16 protein-coding genes are annotated in these 18,897 nt (G+C 76.2%); 10 read left to right on the top strand and 6 right to left on the bottom strand.

Features of this window, described 5'->3' with window-relative positions:
• Positions 1-2: 2 nt before the first annotated feature.
• The gene (locus AA0005_RS05280) at positions 3-893 is read right to left on the bottom strand and encodes a TIGR01777 family oxidoreductase (protein ID WP_413452361.1); all 891 of its coding nucleotides are present in this window, start codon (positions 891-893) and stop codon (positions 3-5) included.
• Between the two features lie 210 nt (positions 894-1,103).
• Positions 1,104-2,204: a tRNA 2-thiouridine(34) synthase MnmA gene (gene mnmA / locus AA0005_RS05275; protein ID WP_413452360.1), complete on the bottom strand. Its 1,101-nt coding sequence runs from the start codon at positions 2,202-2,204 to the stop codon at positions 1,104-1,106.
• 102 nt (positions 2,205-2,306) lie between these two features.
• On the opposite strand from mnmA, the gene AA0005_RS05270 reads away from it, so the two are divergent.
• From AA0005_RS05270 to AA0005_RS05240, 7 genes are all read left to right on the top strand, one after another.
• A complete protein-coding gene (locus AA0005_RS05270; protein WP_413452359.1) occupies positions 2,307-2,957 on the top strand; it encodes a hypothetical protein in 651 nt (216 codons plus the stop codon).
• Between the two features lie 126 nt (positions 2,958-3,083).
• Positions 3,084-4,286 (top strand): glycosyltransferase family protein, encoded by a 1,203-nt coding sequence (locus tag AA0005_RS05265; protein WP_413452358.1) that lies wholly within the window; start codon positions 3,084-3,086, stop codon positions 4,284-4,286.
• Positions 4,276-5,601 carry a glycosyltransferase family 4 protein gene (locus AA0005_RS05260; RefSeq protein WP_413452357.1) on the top strand — a complete coding sequence of 442 codons (1,326 nt, stop codon included), beginning with the start codon at positions 4,276-4,278 and terminating at the stop codon, positions 5,599-5,601. The genes AA0005_RS05265 and AA0005_RS05260 overlap by 11 nt, the downstream gene beginning before the upstream one ends.
• Positions 5,601-6,782 carry a glycosyltransferase family 4 protein gene (locus tag AA0005_RS05255; RefSeq protein ID WP_413452356.1) on the top strand — a complete coding sequence of 394 codons (1,182 nt, stop codon included), beginning with the start codon at positions 5,601-5,603 and terminating at the stop codon, positions 6,780-6,782. The genes AA0005_RS05260 and AA0005_RS05255 overlap by 1 nt, the downstream gene beginning before the upstream one ends.
• On the top strand, positions 6,782-8,620 hold the full coding sequence (locus AA0005_RS05250; RefSeq protein ID WP_413452355.1) for an ABC transporter ATP-binding protein: 1,839 nt from the start codon (positions 6,782-6,784) through the stop codon (positions 8,618-8,620). The genes AA0005_RS05255 and AA0005_RS05250 overlap by 1 nt, the downstream gene beginning before the upstream one ends.
• Positions 8,604-9,797, top strand: coding sequence for a hypothetical protein (locus tag AA0005_RS05245; protein ID WP_413452354.1), 1,194 nt, complete (start codon positions 8,604-8,606; stop codon positions 9,795-9,797). The genes AA0005_RS05250 and AA0005_RS05245 overlap by 17 nt, the downstream gene beginning before the upstream one ends.
• Positions 9,794-10,903 (top strand): hypothetical protein, encoded by a 1,110-nt coding sequence (locus tag AA0005_RS05240; RefSeq protein ID WP_413452353.1) that lies wholly within the window; start codon positions 9,794-9,796, stop codon positions 10,901-10,903. The genes AA0005_RS05245 and AA0005_RS05240 overlap by 4 nt, the downstream gene beginning before the upstream one ends.
• Before the next feature lie 36 nt (positions 10,904-10,939).
• Here AA0005_RS05240 and AA0005_RS05235 read toward each other — a convergent pair whose 3' ends face one another.
• Entirely contained in the window at positions 10,940-11,749 is an 810-nt protein-coding gene (locus AA0005_RS05235; RefSeq protein ID WP_413452352.1) for an SDR family NAD(P)-dependent oxidoreductase, read from the bottom strand.
• A 73-nt stretch (positions 11,750-11,822) separates the two neighbouring features.
• Between AA0005_RS05235 and AA0005_RS05230 the strand changes: the two genes are divergently transcribed.
• Positions 11,823-12,410 carry a TetR/AcrR family transcriptional regulator gene (locus AA0005_RS05230; protein ID WP_413452351.1) on the top strand — a complete coding sequence of 196 codons (588 nt, stop codon included), beginning with the start codon at positions 11,823-11,825 and terminating at the stop codon, positions 12,408-12,410.
• Between the two features lie 3 nt (positions 12,411-12,413).
• Here AA0005_RS05230 and AA0005_RS05225 read toward each other — a convergent pair whose 3' ends face one another.
• Positions 12,414-13,553, bottom strand: coding sequence for a cysteine desulfurase family protein (locus tag AA0005_RS05225; RefSeq protein WP_413452350.1), 1,140 nt, complete (start codon positions 13,551-13,553; stop codon positions 12,414-12,416).
• A 103-nt stretch (positions 13,554-13,656) separates the two neighbouring features.
• Here AA0005_RS05225 and AA0005_RS05220 point away from each other — a divergent pair, with 103 nt between their 5' ends.
• Entirely contained in the window at positions 13,657-14,589 is a 933-nt protein-coding gene (locus AA0005_RS05220; RefSeq protein ID WP_413452349.1) for an FKBP-type peptidyl-prolyl cis-trans isomerase, read from the top strand.
• Positions 14,590-14,638: 49 nt separating this feature from the next.
• On the opposite strand, the gene AA0005_RS05215 is transcribed toward AA0005_RS05220, so the two are convergent.
• Both AA0005_RS05215 and AA0005_RS05210 read right to left on the bottom strand, forming a co-directional pair.
• Complete coding sequence (locus tag AA0005_RS05215) at positions 14,639-15,628, bottom strand: electron transfer flavoprotein subunit alpha/FixB family protein (RefSeq protein ID WP_413452348.1); 990 nt, start codon at positions 15,626-15,628, stop codon at positions 14,639-14,641.
• 26 nt (positions 15,629-15,654) lie between these two features.
• Positions 15,655-16,425 (bottom strand): electron transfer flavoprotein subunit beta/FixA family protein, encoded by a 771-nt coding sequence (locus tag AA0005_RS05210; protein ID WP_413452347.1) that lies wholly within the window; start codon positions 16,423-16,425, stop codon positions 15,655-15,657.
• 167 nt (positions 16,426-16,592) lie between these two features.
• On the opposite strand from AA0005_RS05210, the gene glgX reads away from it, so the two are divergent.
• The gene (glgX, locus tag AA0005_RS05205) at positions 16,593-18,884 is read left to right on the top strand and encodes a glycogen debranching protein GlgX (RefSeq protein WP_413452346.1); all 2,292 of its coding nucleotides are present in this window, start codon (positions 16,593-16,595) and stop codon (positions 18,882-18,884) included.
• The last annotated feature ends 13 nt before the right edge of the window (positions 18,885-18,897 follow it).

The following is an 18,897-nucleotide window of genomic DNA, read 5'->3' as shown; positions in this document are numbered from 1 at the left end:
GGCTAGCCGCGGACGGCTGCCGCGACCGCCTGCTCGGCGGTGGCGTGGCGGAAGGTGAAGCCGTCGGCCTGGAGGCGGACCGGGAGGATGCGCTGGTCGGGCAGCAGCATCTCCTCGGCCGGCTCGCCGAGGACGAGGCGCAGCAGCCAGGCGGGCAGCCGGACGAGGTGGGGGCGGTGCATCTCGCGGGCCAGCGCCCGGGTGATGTCCGCGGACCTCGCGGCCTGCGGCCCGGTGAGGTTGACCGGGCCGGAGAGCTCGGAGCGGGTGAGGAGGTGGACGATGGCCCGCGCCTCGTCGGCGAGGGAGATCCAGGGCCACTGCTGCTCGCCGGTGCCGATCGTCGCGCCCGCACCGAGGCGGGTGGCGAGCTGGAGCGGGGCGAGCGCTCCGCCGTCGGCCATGACGAGTCCGGTACGGATGTGCACGACGCGCGTGACGTCGTCGGCGGGGGCGGTGGCGGCCTCCCAGCGGAGGACGACACCGGCGAGGAAGCCGTCCCCCGGGCCGGAGTCCTCGGTGAGGACGGTGCCGGGGCGGTCGCCGTAGTAGCCGGTGGCCGAGCCGCTCACCCACACGCGCGGCGGCTCGGGCGCGGCGGCGATCGCCCGCGCCAGGGCGCGGGTGGCGTCCACGCGGCTGCGGTAGATCTCGCGGCGGTAGGCGCGGGTCCACGGGAGGCGGCCGAGGGGTGCGCCGGAGAGGCTGACGAGGCCGTCGGCCCAGGCGATCGCCTCGCTCGGGACACGGCCCTCCGCGGGCTGCCACTCGTACTCGGTGACGTCACGCGGCTCGCGGCGCACGAGGGCGCGCACCTCGTGGCCGCCCGCGCGCAGCTCCTCCCGCAGGGCCGAGCCGATGAGACCGGACGCGCCGGAGACGAGGATCCGCATGCCGCCGACGCTACCGGCGGGCGCGGCGGCAGGCGACGGGAGCGGGCGCGGGGGCCACGGCGCGGCCGGTGCCCGCAGCGGACAGCCCCCGTGCGCCGACCGCACGCGAAAGTGACGAACGCGGGCGTGATGCCACCCGCGCTCGGCCGTTTCACCTGCGCTCGCCGGCGAGAGGGAGCTCGCCGGCGGGCGGGCGCGCAGCCGGTCCTGCTACGGGACGAGGGCCCCGCGGCCGGCCCTGGTGAGGGTCGCCTGGCCGAGCACGCGACTCCCGGCGTAGACCACCACCGACTGCCCCGGCGCCATGCCGCGCAGCGGGGTGTCGAGGCGGACGTGGAGCTCCTCGCCCTCGCGGCGGACCTGCGCGGGAGTCGGGGTGCCGTGGGCACGGACCTGGACCTGCGCCGTCGTCCACTCCCCGGCGGGGACGTCGCCCGCGAGCCAGACGGTCTGGTCGGCGGCGAGCTCGGTGACCGACAGCAGCTCGCCCGGGCCGACCACCACCGTGTTCGCGGCCGGGTCGGTCCGCAGCACGTACCGCGGGCGCCCGTCGGCGGCGGGCCGGCCCAGGGCCAGGCCCTTGCGCTGGCCGACGGTGTAGGCGTAGGCGCCGTCGTGGCGGCCGACCTCGTTGCCCTCGTGGTCGAGGACGGGGCCCGGCTGCGCACCGAGGCGGTCGCGGAGGAAGCCCTGGGTGTCGCCGTCGGCGACGAAGCAGATGTCGTAGGAGTCCGGCTTGGCCGAGACGGACAGGCCGCGGGCGGCGGCCTCGGCGCGCACCTCGTCCTTGGAGGCGACGTCACCGAGCGGGAAGAGCGAGCGGGCGAGGCACTCGGGGCCCATGACGGCGAGGACGTAGGACTGGTCCTTGGCGATGTCCTCGGCCCGGTGCAGCTCGCGAGCGCCGCCGGGGCCCTCGACGATCCGCGCGTAGTGGCCGGTGGCGACGGCGTCGAAGCCGAGCGCGAGGCCGCGGTCGAGGAGGGCGGAGAACTTGATGTGCTCGTTGCAGCGCACGCAGGGGTTGGGCGTGCGGCCGGCGGCGTACTCGGAGAGAAAGTCGGCGACGACCGTCTCCTCGAACTCCTCCGACAGGTCCCACACGTAGTACGGGATGCCGAGGACGTCGGCGGCCCGGCGCGCGTCGCTCGCGTCCTCGATCGAGCAGCAGCCGCGCGAGCCGGTGCGGTGCTGGGCCCGCGAGCGCGACAGGGCCATGTGGACGCCGACGACGTCGTGCCCCGCCTCGACGGCACGCGCGGCGGCGACGGCGGAGTCGACCCCGCCGGACAGTGCTGCGAGCACGCGCATGCGCTCTCCCTCCTCGTGCCTCCGACGAGGGTAGGCGCTGCGACCGCCGGCCGTCGAAGCCTGCCGGGGTGCGCCTGCGCACACACCGGCGGAGCATGAGGCATGGGCACCCATCCCACCCGCGCGTGGCGCTTCACCGGCCGGATCGCCGGCTGGGGCACCGCGAGCGGCTGGCGCTTCGTCCTCGGCTGGTGGCGCCAGTCCCCACTGGGCACCTTCGCCGACGTCATGGTCGAGCGGCCCGACGGCCAGCGCCTGCTCCTGGCCCCGACGGCGGAGGTCGCCGAGTTCGTCGGCGCGACCTACCACTTCGACGACGTCGTCATCGTCCCCGTGACCGTGGACCGGGACGGCCGGCCGGCGCCGGCACCGACGACGGCGGGCGAGACCTGGCAGGTCGCGGCCGGGCCGCTCGTGGCCCGGCTGCAGCTCGGCGGCCGGCCGGCCCTGGGACTCGCGCTACGGGCAGTGCCCGGCCCGCTCGCCGGGGCGCCGGCCTTCGCCCGGGTGACCGATCCGGTGGCCCGGGTGGTGCTGCGCGGCGTGCGCACCCGCGGCACCGCGGGCGGCGGGCGCACCGAGACCTACGGCGCCCGGGACCTGCACCGGCTCGCCGCCGCCACGAGCAGCTGGGACGGGCAGGACCTGGGCCCGCTGCGCGACCTCGACCCGCCGGTGCGCTTCGGCTTCGGCTCCGCCCCGCGCCGTCCCAGCGTCACCGACCTCGTCACGACGGTGCGCATCCCGCGGTAGCCCGAGGCGTCCCGCGGGTTGATGAGAGCTGTCTCATCCGCCCGTCACGATCGCCTCACCTTCGCGCGATGGACTCCCTGGCATGCCGCGGACCAGGTCCCGGCGCCACGCAGAAGGGGGACCCGCATGACGACGACCACCACCGGGCCCGCGCACCCGGCCACCGGCCCGCGCGGACGGCGGCTGCGGGTCGCGCTCTACTCGCACGACGCCCTCGGCCTGGGCCACGTGCGCCGCAACCTCGCCATCGCCCACGCGCTGGCCGCGGTCGAGCCGGCACCGGACGTCCTCCTCCTCACCGGCGCGCCGGAGGCGGTGACCGCCCACCGCCCGGCGCACTGCGACCTCGTCTCCCTGCCTGCCCTCGCCAAGGACGCGAGCGGCACCTACTCCGCGCGCCACCTCTCGGTGGACGAGGCGCACATCCGGCACATGCGCCGCGCCGTCCTCACCGCGGCGCTGTCCTCCTTCCGCCCCGACGTCCTCGTCGTCGACAAGCACCCGCGCGGCTTCCTCGGCGAGCTCGAGCCGGCCCTCGACCTCCTGCGGGCGGCCGGCACGCGCATCGTCCTGGGCCTGCGTGACGTCCTCGACGACGCCGTCACCTCCCGCCGCGAGTGGGACGCCGACCGCGGGGCGCAGGCGCTGCACCGCTGGTACGACCAGGTGTGGGTCTACGGGGACGCCGCCGTCCACGACCTCACCGCCGAGCTCGGCCTGCCCGCCGCGCGCACGGTCCACACCGGCTACCTCGCCGCCGGCCGCCGGCCCGTCCCGCTCGTCACCGAGGTCGACCACCCCTTCGTCCTCGCCATGGTCGGCGGCGGCTCCGACGGCGCCCACCTCGCCGAGACCTTCGCCCGCACCACCCTGCCGGCCGGCCACCACGGCGTCCTCGTCACCGGCCCGCAGATGCCCGCCGAGGACGTCCGCCGGGTCGCCGAGCTCGCCGCGCAGCGCAGCGACCTCACCGTGCGCACCTACGTCGAGGACGCCGAGGCGCTCATCGCCGGGGCCGCGGCCGTCGTGTCGATGGGCGGGTACAACACGGTGTGCGAGGCGCTCGCCATCGGCGCCCGGCTGCTCGTCGTCCCCCGGGTGCGCCCCCGCCAGGAGCAGCTCGTGCGCGCCCGCCTGCTCACCGCCGTCGGCGTCCTCGACCACCTGCACCCCGAGCAGCTCGCGCCCGCCGCCCTCGAGGGGTGGCTCGCCCGCGCCGTCGCCGCCCCGCCCGGCGGCACGACTGACGCCGTCGACCTCGACGGGCTCGCCCGCCTCCCCCACTTGCTCGCCGCGCTCGCCACGAAGGAGGAGACCGATGTCGCCTGAGCGGATCGGCTACGTGCTCAAGATGTACCCGAGGTTCTCCGAGACCTTCATCGTCTCCGAGCTGCTCGGCCGCGAGGCGCGCGGCGCGGACATCGAGGTGTTCTCCCTGCGCCCGCCGGTGGACCCGCGCTTCCACAGCGCCCTCGCCGAGGTCCGCGCGCCCGTCACCTACGTCCCCCGCGCCCGCAAGGCCGAGGAGCTGTGGGCTGCGGTCCGGGCCGCCGCGCCGGAGCTGCCGCTGCTCCACCGCGCCCTTCCCGAGCTGCTGGCCGCCGAGGCCTCGGACGCCGGGCAGGCCCTCGAGCTCGCGGTCATGGTCGTGCGGCGCGGGATCACCCACCTGCACGCGCACTTCGCCTCGCTCGCGACGACGGTCGCGCGGCTCGCCTCGCTCCTCACCGGCGTCCCGTACTCCTTCACCGCGCACGCCAAGGACATCTTCCACGCCTCGGTGGACCCGGCCGACCTCGCGCGGAAGATCGCCGGCGCGCACCACGTCGTGACGATCAGCGACTTCAACGAGCGCCACCTGCGCGCCACCTACCCGGAGGCCGTCGCGTCCACCCACCTGCACCGGATCTACAACGGGCTCAACCTCGCCGACTTCCCCTTCGGGGCGGCGGACGACGACGGCGGCACGGACGTCGTCGCCGTCGGTCGCCTCGTGGAGAAGAAGGGCTTCGACGTCCTCGTCGACGCGATCGCCCACCTGCGCGACCGGGGCCGGCCGCTGCGCTGCCGGATCGTCGGCGGCGGGGAGAAGGAGACCGAGCTGCGCGCGCAGGTCGCCGCGCTCGGGCTGGAGGGGCTGGTCGAGCTGACCGGACCGCTGCCGCAGCACCAGGTGCGGGAGCAGGTCGCGGCGGCGGGGCTCTTCGCCGCGCCGTGCGTCGTCGGCTCCGACGGCAACGCCGACGGCCTGCCCACCGTGCTGCTCGAGGCGATGGCCCTGGGCACGCCGTGCGTGTCCACCGACGTCACCGGCATCACCGAGGCCGTCCGGCACGAAGAGACGGGCCTGGAGGTGGCGCAGCGCGACGCGATCGGCCTCGCCGAGGCGATCGTCCGGCTGCTCGACGACCGGGTGCTGAGCGAGCGCCTCACCCGCGCCGCCCGCGCGCTCGTCGAGCGCCAGTTCGACACGGCCCGCCAGGTCGAGCTCCTCGACGCCGCCGTCCGCGCGAGCAACAACTCCGCGCGCGGCGACAGGGACGTCCCCTCCCCCGCCGAGAGCACACTTACCGCCGACAGCACACTTACCGCCGACAGCACATTTACCGCCGAGAGCCGGATTCTCCGCGCGGAGGTGCGCTGATGCGGGTCGCCTACGTCTGCGCCGACCCCGGCATCCCGGTCTTCGGGACCAAGGGGGCCTCGGTCCACGTCCAGGAGGTCGTGCGGGTCCTGCTCGAGGCCGGCCACACCGTCGACCTCTTCTGCCGCCGCACCGGCGGGGAGCCGTGGCCCACCGCCGCGGCCGCCCGCGCCGCGGGCCGGCTCACCGTCCACGAGCTCGGCCGCGTCGACGGCACCGACCTCGCCGACCGCGAGCGCCGCGCCATGGCCGCCGACCGGAGGCTGCTCCACGCACTCACCGCCGCCGGCCCCTTCGACGCCGTCTACGAGCGCTACTCCCTGTGGAGCACCGCCGGCACCAGCTACGCCCGCGAGCACGGCGTGCCCGCCGTCCTCGAGGTCAACGCACCCCTGCCCACCGAGCAGGCCCGCCACCGCGGCCTCGTCCACGCCGCCGAGGCGCACGCCGTCGTCCGGCGGGCCGCCGCGGACGCGAGTGCCGTCGTGTGCGTCTCGGAGCCCGTCGCCGCCTGGGTGCGGGAGGTGGCCCCCGGTGCCGCCGTCGTCGTCGAGCCGAACGGCGTCGACGTCGACCGCATCGTCCCTGCCCCGACGCGTCCCGAGCGGCCGTTCACGGTCGGCTTCGTCGGCACGCTCAAGCCGTGGCACGGGACCGAGACGCTGCTCGAGGCCCACGCGCTGCTGCGGCGCTCGGTGCCGGACGCGCGGCTGCTCCTCGTCGGTGACGGCCCGCAGGCCCAGGCGCTGCGAGAGCAGGCCCGCGCGCTCGGGACCGCGGCGGCAGTCGAGACGACCGGCGCCGTCGCCCCCGTCGACGTGCCCGCGCTGCTGCACCGGATGGACGTCGCCACCGCCCCCTACCCGGCGGCGGGCGAGGGGTACTTCTCCCCGCTCAAGGTCTACGAGTACATGGCGGCGGGGCTGCCCGTGGTCGCGTCCGCCGTGGGGCAGCTGCCGGATGCCCTCGAGCACACGCGTACCGGTTTTCTCGTCCCCGGCTCGGACCCGGCGGCGCTGGCCGCGACGCTTCACGAGCTCGCCACCGACCGTGGGCTGCGGGAGCGGGTCGGGCGGGCGGCGCGGGAGCACGTGACGTCCGGGCACGCGTGGACCCATGTCGTCGAGCGCTCGCTCGCCGCCGCTGGTATCGAGCTCAGCCGCGCGGGGGTGGGGGTCTGATGGCGTCGCGCACCCCCACCGCCGAGCTGCGCTCGATCGCGCTCTCGCTGCGGCGGATCTGGTCCTTCCTGCGGCCCCACCTGCGGCCGCACCGGACGATCGTCGCCGGCGGCTTCGTCGCGCTCTTCGCCGAGGTCGTCTTCCGGCTGCTCGAGCCGTGGCCGCTGAAGTTCGTCATCGACGCCGTCATCGCGCCCGGTGCCGCGCAGGACCCGGGCCTGGTCACGCTCCTCATCTGGGCGGCGCTCGCCGTCGTCGCCGTCGCCGGGCTGCGGGCGCTGTCCGCGTATCTCATGACGGTCCTCTTCGCGCTCGCCGGCACGCGCGCGATGACCTCGGTGCGCGCGCAGGTCTACGCCCACGTGCTGCGACTGTCCCTGCGCTTCCACAGCTCCGCGCGCGGCGGCGACCTCATCACCCGGCTCATCACCGACGTCGGCCGGCTGCGCGACGTCGCCGTCACCGCCGCGATGCCGCTCATCGGCAACGTCGTCACGCTCCTCGCGATGGTGACGGTCATGGTCGTCCTCGACTGGCGGCTCGCGCTCGTCGTCCTGGCCGCCTTCCCGGTGTTCGCGCTGTCCTCCTCCCGCTCCACCCGCCGGATCACCTCCGCCTCGCGCCGGCAGCGGCGCCGCGAGGGCGACCTCGCCGGCGCCGCCGGGGAGTCCCTCGGGGCGATCAAGGTCGTCCAGGCCTACTCCCTCGCCGAGCGGCTCGAGGGCACCTTCGCGGCCTCGAACGCCAAGGAGCTCACGGAGGGGGTCCGGGCGACCCGCCTCTCGGCGGGACTCGAGCGCAAGACGGACCTCCTCGTCGGGGTGGCCACCGGCGTCGTCCTCCTCGTCGGCGGCTGGTCGGTGGTGCAGGGACGGCTCACGCCCGGTGAGCTCGTCGTCTTCGTCCAGTACCTCAAGAGCGCCTTCAAGCCGATGCGCGACCTGGCGAAGTACACCGGGCGCATCGCCAAGGCCGCCGCCTCCGGCGAGCGGATCCTCGACATCATGCGCACCGAGCGGGACGTCACCGACTCCCCCGGCGCCTACACGATCAAGCGGCTCGCCGGGGAGATCCGCCTCGAGCACGTCACCGCCTCCTACACCGGCAGCGACAGGGCCCTGGACGACGTGTCCCTGCGGATCCTGCCCGGCACGAAGGTCGCCGTCGTCGGGCACTCCGGCTCGGGCAAGTCCACCCTCGCCGGCCTGCTCCTGCGGCTGCAGGACCCGGTCCGCGGCGCGGTCCGGCTCGACGGGCACGACCTGCGCGACGTCACCCTCGACTCGCTGCGCGCGCACGTGGCGGTCGTGCTCCAGGAGTCGGTCCTCTTCCACGGCACGATCGCGGAGAACATCGAGATGGGCCGGCCCGGCGCCACCCCGGAGGAGGTGGAGGCCGCCGCCCGCGCCGCCAACGCCCACGAGTTCATCACCCGCCTCCCCGACGGGTACGAGACGGTGGTCGGCGAGCGCGGCGACACCCTCTCCGGCGGGCAGCGCCAGCGCGTGGCCATCGCCCGGGCCATGCTGCGCGACGCACCCGTCATCATCCTCGACGAGGCCACGACCGGCCTGGACCCGAGGAACTCCGCCGAGGTCTTCCAGGCCGTCGACCGCCTCGCCGCGGGCCGCACGACCGTCGTCATCACCCACACCCTGGCCGACGCGCTGGCCTGCGACGAGGTCGTCGTCCTCGAGCACGGCCGGGTGGTCGAGCACGGCCGGCCCGCCGACCTCATGGCCACCCCCGGCTCCCGCCTCGCCCTGCTCGACCCGCAGCACGACCGGCGGCTCGTCGCCGTCCCGGCCCGGGAGGAGCCCGATGCTCACGCCGGCTGACGCCCGCCTCGCCGCCGCCGACCCCGCCGTCCCCGGCCTGCGGGAGGTCCTCGCGCCGCTCGGCCTGGTCCACAGCCTCGGCTGGGACGCGCGCGCGGCCCGCGTCGAGTACCTGCGCTACAAGCCGGGCACCTCGCTCCTCGCCGGGCTCATCCTCACCGACGACGACGGCGCCACCTCCTTCGCCCAGGCCCTCGCCCTGCGGCCCGGCTCCGCCAAGCTCGCCAAGGTGCGGCGCGCGGGAGAGGCCGACGACGTCGGCCGCGGTGCGGTCGTCGACGGGCGGCTCGGGGTGGCGCTCACCGACGTCACGGCCGACCGCCGGCTGCCCGGCGTCCGCCGCGTGCTCCGGGACGCCGACGGCGTGACGCCGCTGGTCTACCGGCCCGCCCGCCGCTGGGTCGCCCGGGTCGGGGACGACGCGCTGGTACGCGTGTACCACCCCCGAGCGCTCCCGGGCGTGCTCGCCGGCCACCGCGCCCTGGCCGCCCTGCCGGTGGCACCCGTGACTGCCGTCCGTCGCCACCGCGGGACCCTCACCACCGCCTGGGTGCCGGGCACGTCCCTCGACCGGCTCACCGGGGCGAGGGAGCTGTGGGCGCGGGCCGGGGCGCTAGCCGCGGCGGTGCACCGCCGGCCCCCTGCCGCCGGGCTCCGGCGGGTCGACCGCGACGCGCAGCTGGCGGCGGCCGTGGCGGCGGTCCGCGCCGTGTCACCGGAGTCGGTCGCCTCGGCCGCGGGCACGGCCGAGCGGGTGCGCGCCGGCCTGGCCGGCCGGGACGTGACGTCCGTGGTCCACGGGGACCTCTCGGCGGACCAGGTCGTCGTGCGGCCGGACCTCGCCGGGGCGTCCGCGCCGGCCACGGACCCGGACCAGCCCGAGATTAGCCTCATCGACCTCGACCGGGTCGCGGTCGACGACCCCCTCGCCGACCTCGCCTCCTGGTACGGCGCGCTCGTCGCGGCCGGGGCGGAGGCCGCGGACCCCGAGGAGCTGCTCGGCCCGCTGCTGGCCGGCTACACCGCCGCGGGCGGCACGGTGGACCGCCGGGCACTGCGCCTCCACAGCGCCACGGCGGTGCTCCAGCGCGCCACCGCCCCCTTCCGACGCCACGAGCCCGACTGGCCGGCCGCCGTCGCCCGGCTCGTGTCCGTCGCCGCGGGGCTGAGCTCGTGAGCGCCCGGCGGATCCCCGGGCTCGTCCGCGTCGGCGCCCGGTGCTACCGGCTCGTGCGGGCGTGGCCGCGCGGGACCGAGCACGCCCTCGTCGAGCTCGCCGACGACGACGGCGCGACCGTCCCCGCCCAGTGGTTCGCCGACCCCGAGGAGCTCCGGGTCGCTGCCGCGACGAGCCCGGGCAGCGTCCTCGGTGACCTCCTGCTCCAGCCCGCCGGCTCCGACCCCCGCCTGCGCGCCCTGCCGGACGTGCTGGCCGCCGACGGCGCCCGGCTCCTCGCCCACCGGCCCGGCCGCCGCGCGGTCGTGCGCGTCGACGACGCCACCGGACGGGCGCGCGAGTTCGTCAAGGTGGTCCGGCCGGGCAGGGCCGCCGACTTCGCTCGCCGCGGACAGGCCGTGGCCGCGCTCGTCGGGGACACGGTCCGCGTGCCGCGGCTGCTCGAGGCCTCGGACCCGGAGCGCGGGGTGCTGCGCTGGAGCGTCGTGCCCGGCCGCACGCTGCACGACCTCGGCGCGGACGGCGCGTGGGACGTCACCGCGGCCCGGTCGGCGTGGGAGGCGGCCGGCCGGGCCGTGGCACGGCTCCACGCCGCCGACCCGGTGGCCGTCGCCGCGCGGCACGGCACCGCCGAGGAGCTCGGTGCGATCTCCGACTGGGTGCGCCCCGCCGTCGCGCACGGTCTGCTCGACGCCGACCTCGCCGCCCGCGCGGGCGACCGGGTGGCGGCGGCGCTCGAGGCCGGCGCGGCCGAGCCGGTCCTCGGCGTGCTCCACCGCGACCTCCACGACAAGCAGCTGCTGCTCGACGACGACGGGACCGTCGGGATGATCGACGTCGACACCCTCGCCGTCGGCGAGCGGGCGCTGGACGTCGCGAACCTCCTCGTCCACCTCGAGCTGCGAGAGGCGCAGGGCCTGCTGACACCGCCTGTCGCCGCGGCGGCCCGGGCCGGCTTCCTCGCGGGCGTCGGGGACCTGCCGGGTGACCGGGTCGCCGCCTACGCCCGGGCCACCCGGCTGCGGCTGGCCGGGGTCTACGCCTTCCGCCCCCGCTGGCGGCGGGTCGCGGCGGCGCTGCTGCGCGGGGCGGCCGGCGTCGCGTGAGCGGGCCGCGACGTGCGGGACGCGCACGCCGGGCGGTCACCCCTCCCGCGCGCTGCGGGACATCATCCGGCCGACGAGCTCGGCGGACCGGCGCCGTCCCAGCACCCGCACCCCTGCCGCGGACAGCCTGTTACCGCGACCCACGACGACGCTGGCCGGTGGCCTCCGACGCTCCAGCGTCCGCAGGACGGTGGTGGCCACCTCTCCGGGCGGCATCCGCCGCGAGCCTCCGCCTGCCCCCTCACCCGCGACGTCGAAGAACTCCGTCTGCGTGGCTCCCGGGGAGACCGCGAGGACTCGCAGGCCCGTGCCCCGGGCCTCGAACCACAGCGCCTCGGTGAGGCTGAGCACGAAGGCCTTCGACGCGCCGTAGACCGCCATGGTCGGGCTCGCCTGGTAGGCGGCCATGCTCGCGATGTTGACGAGGAACCCGTCGCCGCGCTCGCGGAGGGCGGGCAGGAAGGCGTGGCAGATCTCGACGACGGCGGAGACGTCGAGCGCGACCTCCGCCATGAGGTCGTCCAGGGGCGCGCGGTGGAACGGGCCGAGGTTGGCGAAGCCCGCGTTGTTCACCACGCTGGTCACCTCCACGCCCGCGAGGTCCCGCACCAGCGCCTGGCCCACACCGGGTCGGGCCAGGTCCCTGACGAGCGTCGTCACGGCGACTCCGTGCGTCTGCCGCAGCTCCGCCGCCAGCTCCTCCAGGCGCTCCCGGCGGCGGGCCACGAGGACCAGGCCGCTGCCCCGGGCAGCGAGCCGGCGGGCAAGCTCCCGCCCGATCCCCGCACTGGCACCGGTGACCAGGACGGTCTGCCTGCCGTAGTCGATCGCCTCGCTCCGTGTCATGACTGCACCCTACGCCAAGGTGGCACCAAGTGCCAGCCCGGTACCTGGTGCCGAGTCGGCTAGGCTGGGCCGCATGTCGGACGAGGAGTCGCCCACGCTGTGGCAGCGGGCTCGCCGGCGCGCCCACGAGGAGATCGCCGCGGTGGCGATGACCCTCTTCCTCGAGAACGGCTTCGCGGAGACGACGGTCGACCAGATCGCCGCCGCCGCCGGCATCGGGCGCCGGTCCTTCTTCCGCTACTTCGGTTCCAAGGAGGACGTCGTCATCGGGGTGCTCGTCGCCGACGCCGCCCTGTTGCGCACCGAACTCGAGAGGCAGCCCGAGGACCGGGACGCGTGGGCAGCCCTCACCGGGGCGGTCCTCGCCCTCGACGACGGTGCCGCCGAGCGTGAGCGGGCCCTGGCAGTCGCCCGCATGGTCTACGACACCCCGTCCCTCCGGGCGCGCAGCATCGAGAAACACCTGCGCTGGTACGACGAGCTGGCCCCCGAGGTGGAGCGCCGCCTCGGCGGCCGCACCGACGCCACGCTGCGGGCCCGGGCGATCGTGGCGACCTTCGCCACCTGCCTCGACATCGCCGGCGAGGCATGGGTCCGGGACGGCGGCACGGGCACGCTGCGGACGTACCTGGACGCCGCACTCTCCGCGGTCCGCACCTGAGGCTCAGCGGCGGTTGGCGGCCCTCGCGCGGGCGACGACGTCGGGCAGCGCCGCGAGCACCGCGTCCACGTCGGCCTCGGCGCTCGTGCGGCCGAGGGAGAAGCGCAGCGCCGAGCGGGCGAGCTCGGGCGGGTATCCCATCGCGACGAGCACGAAGGAGGCCTCCTGCACCCCCGCGGAGCAGGCCGAGCCCGCCGAGGCACTGACCCCCGCCATGTCGAGCCCGAAGAGCAGGGAGTCGGCGTCGGCGCCCTCGACGGTGAGGTGGGCGACGTGCGGCAGGCGCGGGGCGCCGGCCCCGGTGAGCCGCAGCCCGTCCACGGCCGCGAGCGCCCCGGCGACGAGCCGGTCCCGGAGCGCGGACAGCCGGGCGCTCTCCGCCTCCCGGTCGGCCACCGCCAGGCTCACGGCGCGAGCCAGCGCGCGGGCGCCGGCCACGTCGAGCGTCCCCGAGCGCACCCCGCGCTCCTGCCCGCCGCCGTGGTGCACCGGCGCCAGCGCCAGCTCCCGGCGGGCCAGCAGCGCGCCGGTCCCCACCGGGCCGCCGAGCTTGTGCCCGGTCACCGACATCGCGGCCAGCCCCTCGAAGCTCACCGGAAGGTGCGCCACGGCCTGGACGGCGTCGGAGTGGACCGGCACGTCGCCCGCGAGCGCGACGAGCTCCGCGACGGGCTGGACGACGCCCGTCTCGTTGTTCGCCCACATGACCGACACGAGCGCCGGCGGCTCGCCGTCCGCGAGGGCCGCGCGGGCGGCGTCGAGGTCGAGGGCGCCGTCGCCGGTGACGGGCAGCAGCGTGACATCGGCGAGGCCGCGCTCGCCCAGCCAGCCCGCGGCGTCGAGCACGGCGTGGTGCTCGACCGCACTGACGAGCAGCCGCGGCCGAGCGGACGGGTGGGCGTAGACCGCGCCCTTGACGGCGAGGTTGTCCGCCTCGGTGCCGCCCGAGGTGAACAGGACCTCCGCGGGCTCGGCGCCGAGCGCGGCGGCGAGCTCCTCGCGTGCCTCCTCGAGGCGGCGGCGCGCGTCGCGCCCGACGGCGTGGAGCGAGGACGGATTGCCGCCCCGCGTCAGCTCCTCGGCGTAGACCGCCGCGACCTCGGGCCGGACGGGAGTGGTGGCCGCGTGGTCGAGGTAGGGCATGGGGGAAGTCTACGAACCGCACCCCGGACGTTCCCAGGAACTGCGCCTAGGCTGTGCCGGGTGCCGCTGCAGCGGCACGCGTAGACCACACGAAGGACTCCCTGTGCGACGATCCGCCATCACCGCCGCGGCCCTGGCCGCGGCCCTCGTCCTCGCCGGCTGCTCCAGCGACGACGGCGACGCCGAGCCCACCGCGACCGAGACCGAGACCGGCACCCAGGCGCCCGACGCCGGCAACGCCCCCGAGGACGTCGCCGCGCTCGAGGGCATCACGGTCGAGGGCGAGGCCGGCGCCGCGCCGACCCTCGGCTTCGAACAGCCGCTCAGCGTCACCGGGCCGGCCGCCGTCCTCTCCTCCGCCGGTGACGGGGAGGAGATCGTCGAGGGCCAACTGCTCCTCGTCCACGTCACCCAGGTCAACGGCGAGAACGGCGAGGAGCTCAGCTCGACCTACGAGGACGCGCCGCAGCCGCTCGTCGTCAGCGATGAGGTGACTGTCCCGGCCGTCGTCGACGTCCTCGTCGGGCAGCAGGTCGGGGCGCGCGTCCTCTTCGCCACCCCCGCCCAGGAGGCCGCCGCGATCTCGGTCCTCGAGGTCGTCGACGCCCGCGTCCGCGCCGAGGGCGCCGCCGTCGAGCTGCCCGCGGGCGTCCCGGCCGTGACCCTCGCGGACAGCGGCGAGCCGAGCATCGAGCCGGTCGACGGCGAGGCCCCCACCGAGCTCGTCGTCGCCCCCACCATCCAGGGCGAGGGCGACCCGGTCGAGGAGGGCGACTACGTCCACGTCCAGTACAGCGGCTGGCTGTGGGACGGCACGCCCTTCGACTCCTCGTGGTCCCGCGGCGCCCCCTTCGCGCTCCAGGCCGGCGCCGGCCAGGTCATCGAGGGCTGGGACACCGGCCTGCTCGGCCAGAACGTCGGCAGCCAGGTCGTCATGGTCATCCCGCCGGAGCTCGGCTACGGCGACCAGGACAACGGCACGATCCCGCCGGGCTCGACGCTCGTCTTCGTCGTCGACATCCTCGACGCGTACTGACAGGGGACGAGAGCGGCCCGGACACCCGTCCGGGCCGCTCTCGTGCCTCTCAGGCGCCGCGGTGGGCGCGCAGCGCCTCGATCGCCTGGGGCAGGACGTCCTCCGCCGCCCCGACGACGCCGAAGTCGGCCAGCTCGAAGATCGGGGCCTCGGGGTCGGTGTTGACCGCGACGACGGTCTGAGCGGCCTGCATCCCCACGGTGTGGTGGACGGCGCCGGACACGCCGACCCCGATGTAGAGGCGCGGGGCTACGGTGACGCCGGTCTGCCCGATCTGCGCGGAGTGCTCGCGCCAGCCCTCGTCGGTGACGTCGCGGGTGGCCCCGACGGCGCCGCCGAGCAGCTCGGCCAGCTCCTCCACCGCAGTGAAGTCGCCGTCCGTGCCGCGCCCGCCGACGACGACGGTCTGCGCCTCCGTCAGCGGCACCTGGCCCGTCGCGGGGTACTCGGTGCGCTCGACGACGGTGACGGCGCGGGCCCGGTCGGTGAAGGCGACCGGCACGGTGAAGACCTGCGGCTCGGCGGCGGCGGGCGCGGGCTGCGCCTCGACGGCGGCCGGGCGCAGGGCGACGACGGGCAGGGGCCCGGTCACCGCGCACACCGTGTCCCAGGAGGCGCCGAAGACGGTCTTGCTCGCCGCCACCGTGCCGTCCGGGCGGCGCTCGACGCCGGTCGCGTCGACGACCGCGCCGGTCCCCAGCGCCACGGCCAGGCCGGCGGCCAGCTCCTTGCCGGCGTAGCTCGACACGAGCAGCACGGCCTGCGGGGCGGTCGCGGCGACCACCGCGGCGACGGCCTCGGCCGCCACGGCCGAGAGCTGGGGCGCGAGCCCGCCGAGCTCGGGCACATGGACGGCGGCGACGCCGAAACGTCCGAGCTCCGCCAGCGCCGCCTCCCCCGGACCCTGCGCACCGAGCCACACCGCGGCGACGGGCGCACCGGCCGCGAGGGTGCGGGCGGCGGTGAGCACCTCGGTCGTGGGCTGCGTGAGCGCGCCCTCGTGGTGGTCGACGACGACGAGCACAGGTGCCTGGGTCATGGTGCCTTCCTGGTTGGCGGGGTCGGTCAGACGAGCTTGGCGCCGATGAGGAACTCGGCCAGCTGCCGGCCGCCGTCGCCGGAGTCGGTGACGATGCGGCCCTGCTCCCGGGCGGGGCGCTGCTCGGCGGAGAGCACCGCCGTCGCCGACGCGGGGGCGGGCAGGCCGAGCTCGGCGAGCGACCACGTGTCGACCGGCTTCTTGCGGGCGGCCTTGATCGCCCGGAAGGCGGGGTAGCGGGGCTCGTTGGCCTGGTCGGTGACCGAGACGAGCGCGGGCAGCGGGGCCTCGAGGACCTCGGCTGCCTCGCCGATCTCCCGGCGCACGCGCACCCGGCCGCCGGTGACGCTCAGCTCGGTGGCGAGGGTGAGCGGGGGCAGGCCGAGCGCGGCGGCGAGCGCCGCGGGCAGCATCGAGGTGAGGCCGTCGAGGGAGGCCATTGCGGTGACGACGAGGTCGACCGGCGCCTCGGCCTGCAGGGCGCGGATGGCCGCGGCGAGCACGTGGGCGGTGGCGACGGCGTCGGAGCCGGCGAGCGACTCGTCGCTCACGTGGACCCCGCGGTCGGCGCCCATCTGCAGGGCGCGGCGCACGGCGTCCTCGGCGTCGTCGGGGCCCATGGTGAGGGCGACGACCTCACCGCCGTGCTCCTCGACGAGGCTGACCGCCGCCTCGACGGCGTTCTCGTCGAGCTCGTTGAGCACGTCGTCCAGGCCGCGCACGGTGTGGCCGTCGTCGTCCAGCGCACGCTCGGACTGGACATCGGGGACATGCTTGACGCACACGACGATCCTCATGGCCCAAGCCTGCCACTTCCGGCGGGCGGATGCCGACACGCGCCGCGCCACCTCACAACGATCGGTCGGTGCTCCACGATCATGAGGAGGGACCGACGCGGCACATCTCACCGGCCAAGCCCCTCCCCAGGAGAGAGACGCGGTGCGAGGATGACTCCACCATGAGTATGACCGCTTCATCCGTTCGCACGAGCCCCGCGCAGGGCGTCGCCCAGCGCGTGACCGGCCGTGCCCCCGCTCTGGGCGCCCACCTCTGGGGCGACGGCATCGACGTCGCCGTCTTCGCCTCCCACGCCACCGCCGTCGACCTGTGCCTCCTCGACGAGGACCACACCGGCGTCCGCGAGCGCCGCTTCGCCCTGCACCGCGCCCAGCACGGGGTGTGGCAGGGCCACGTCCCGGGCGTCACCGCTGGCCAGCGCTACGGCTTCCGCGTCCACGGGCGCTGGGACCCGGCCGCCGGGCTGCGGCACAACCCCGCCAAGCTGCTCCTCGACCCCTACGCCCGCGGCGTCGTCGGCGAGGTCGCCCACGGCCCGGAGGTCTACGGCCACGCCGTCGACGAGCACCTCGCCCCGGTACGCGACTGGGCCCCCAGCGAGCTCGACTCCGCCGCCCACGTGCGCCACGGCGTCGTCCTGCCCGAGCCGCCCGTCGTCCCCGCCGACTCCCGCCCGCACGTCCCGTGGGACCGCACCGTCGTCTACGAGGCCCACGTGCGCGGCCTCACCCAGCGCCTGCCCGGCGTGCCCGAGCACCTGCGCGGCACCTACGCCGGCCTCGCCCACCCCGTGACGATCGCGCACCTGCGCGAGCTCGGGGTCACCGCCGTCGAGCTCCTGCCCATCCACGCCGCCGGCGACGAGCCCTTCCTCACCGAGAAGGGCCTGACGAACTACTGGGGCTACAACACCCTCGGCTTCTTCGCGCCCGAGCCGCGCTACGCCACCGAGGCCGCGCAGGCCCAGGGCCCCGGCGCCGTCCTCGAGGAGGTCCGTGGCATGGTCCACCTCCTCCACGAGGCGGGCCTCGAGGTCATCCTCGACGTCGTCTACAACCACACCGCCGAGGGCGGCGACGGCGGGCCGGCCCTCTCGTGGCGCGGCCTGGACAACACCGAGTACTACATGCACGACGGCGTCCGTCCGGCGCACCTGGTCGACGTCACCGGCACGGGCAACTCGCTCGACTTCCGCCGCGTGCGCGTCGTGCAGATGGCGCTCGACTCGCTGCGCTACTGGGTCGAGCGGATCGGCGTCGACGGCTTCCGCTTCGACCTCGCCACGACGCTGGGCCGCCACGGCGCGGAGTTCACCCCCCACCACCCCTTCTTCGTCGCGCTCGCCACCGACCCCGTGCTCTCCCAGGCCAAGCTCATCGCCGAGCCGTGGGACGTGGGACCGGGCGGCTGGCGCACCGGGCAGTTCCCCGCCCCGATGGCGGACTGGAACGACCGCTTCCGCGACGCCGTCCGCACCTTCTGGCTCAGCGACCCCGCCACCGGCGTGGCCGGCGGCACCGGCGGGGACCTGCGCGACCTCGCCACGCGCCTGGCCGGCTCCGCCGACCTCTTCGCCCACGGCGCGGTCCCCGGGGGCCGCGGCCCGCTCGCGAGCATCAACTACGTGACGGCGCACGACGGCTTCACCCTCGCCGACCTCCTCACCTACAGCCGCAAGCACAACGAGGCCAACGGCGAGGACAACCGCGACGGCACCGACAACAACCGCTCGTGGAACGTCGAGGTCGAGGGCCCGGTCACCACCGATGCGCTCACCCCCTTCCACGAGCGCGGCGGCCCCGGCGACGCCGCCGTCCGCGCCGGGCGCACCCCCACCGTCCACGAGCGCGCGGAGGACATCCTCCTCGGGCGCCGGCGCGGGGTCCGCAACCTCCTGGGCACCCTGCTGCTGTCCGCGGGCACGCCGATGCTCACCGCGGGCGACGAGCTCGGCCGCAGCCAGCTGGGCAACAACAACGCCTACTGCCAGGACAACGAGATCTCCTGGGTCGACTGGGAGCTGCGGCCCTGGCAGGGCGAGCTGCTCGCCACCTCCCGCCACCTCCTGCGGCTGCGCCGCGAGCACCCGGTGCTGCGGCCCACGCACTTCGCCACCGGTGAGACCGCCGAGGGCGACCGGATCCCCGACCTCGCCTGGTACCGCGGCGACGCCGAGGAGATGGACGCCGCCGACTGGCACGACGCCCGGATCCGGGTGCTGCAGATGCTGCGCTCGGGCTACGCCGTCGGGGACGGGGACCTGCTCCTCGTGCTCAACGGCTCCCTCGACCCGCAGCAGGTGACCCTGCCCCAGGGCGCCGGCGCCGACTACGAGCTGGTCTGGGACTCGGTGTGGGAGTGCCCGCCGCCGGAGGACGCCGAGCCCGAGGTGACCCCGCCCGGCGCGACGACGACCATGGAGCCCCTCACCATGCGCGCCTACCTCTCCCGCCGCTGACCCGAGCGCCCGC

The organism is Georgenia phoenicis (genome assembly GCF_047302425.1).
Taxonomy (GTDB): Bacteria; Actinomycetota; Actinomycetes; order Actinomycetales; family Actinomycetaceae; genus Oceanitalea.
The sequence above is the reverse complement of the archived record's forward strand: the minus strand, read 5'-3'. Positions and strand labels throughout refer to the sequence as shown.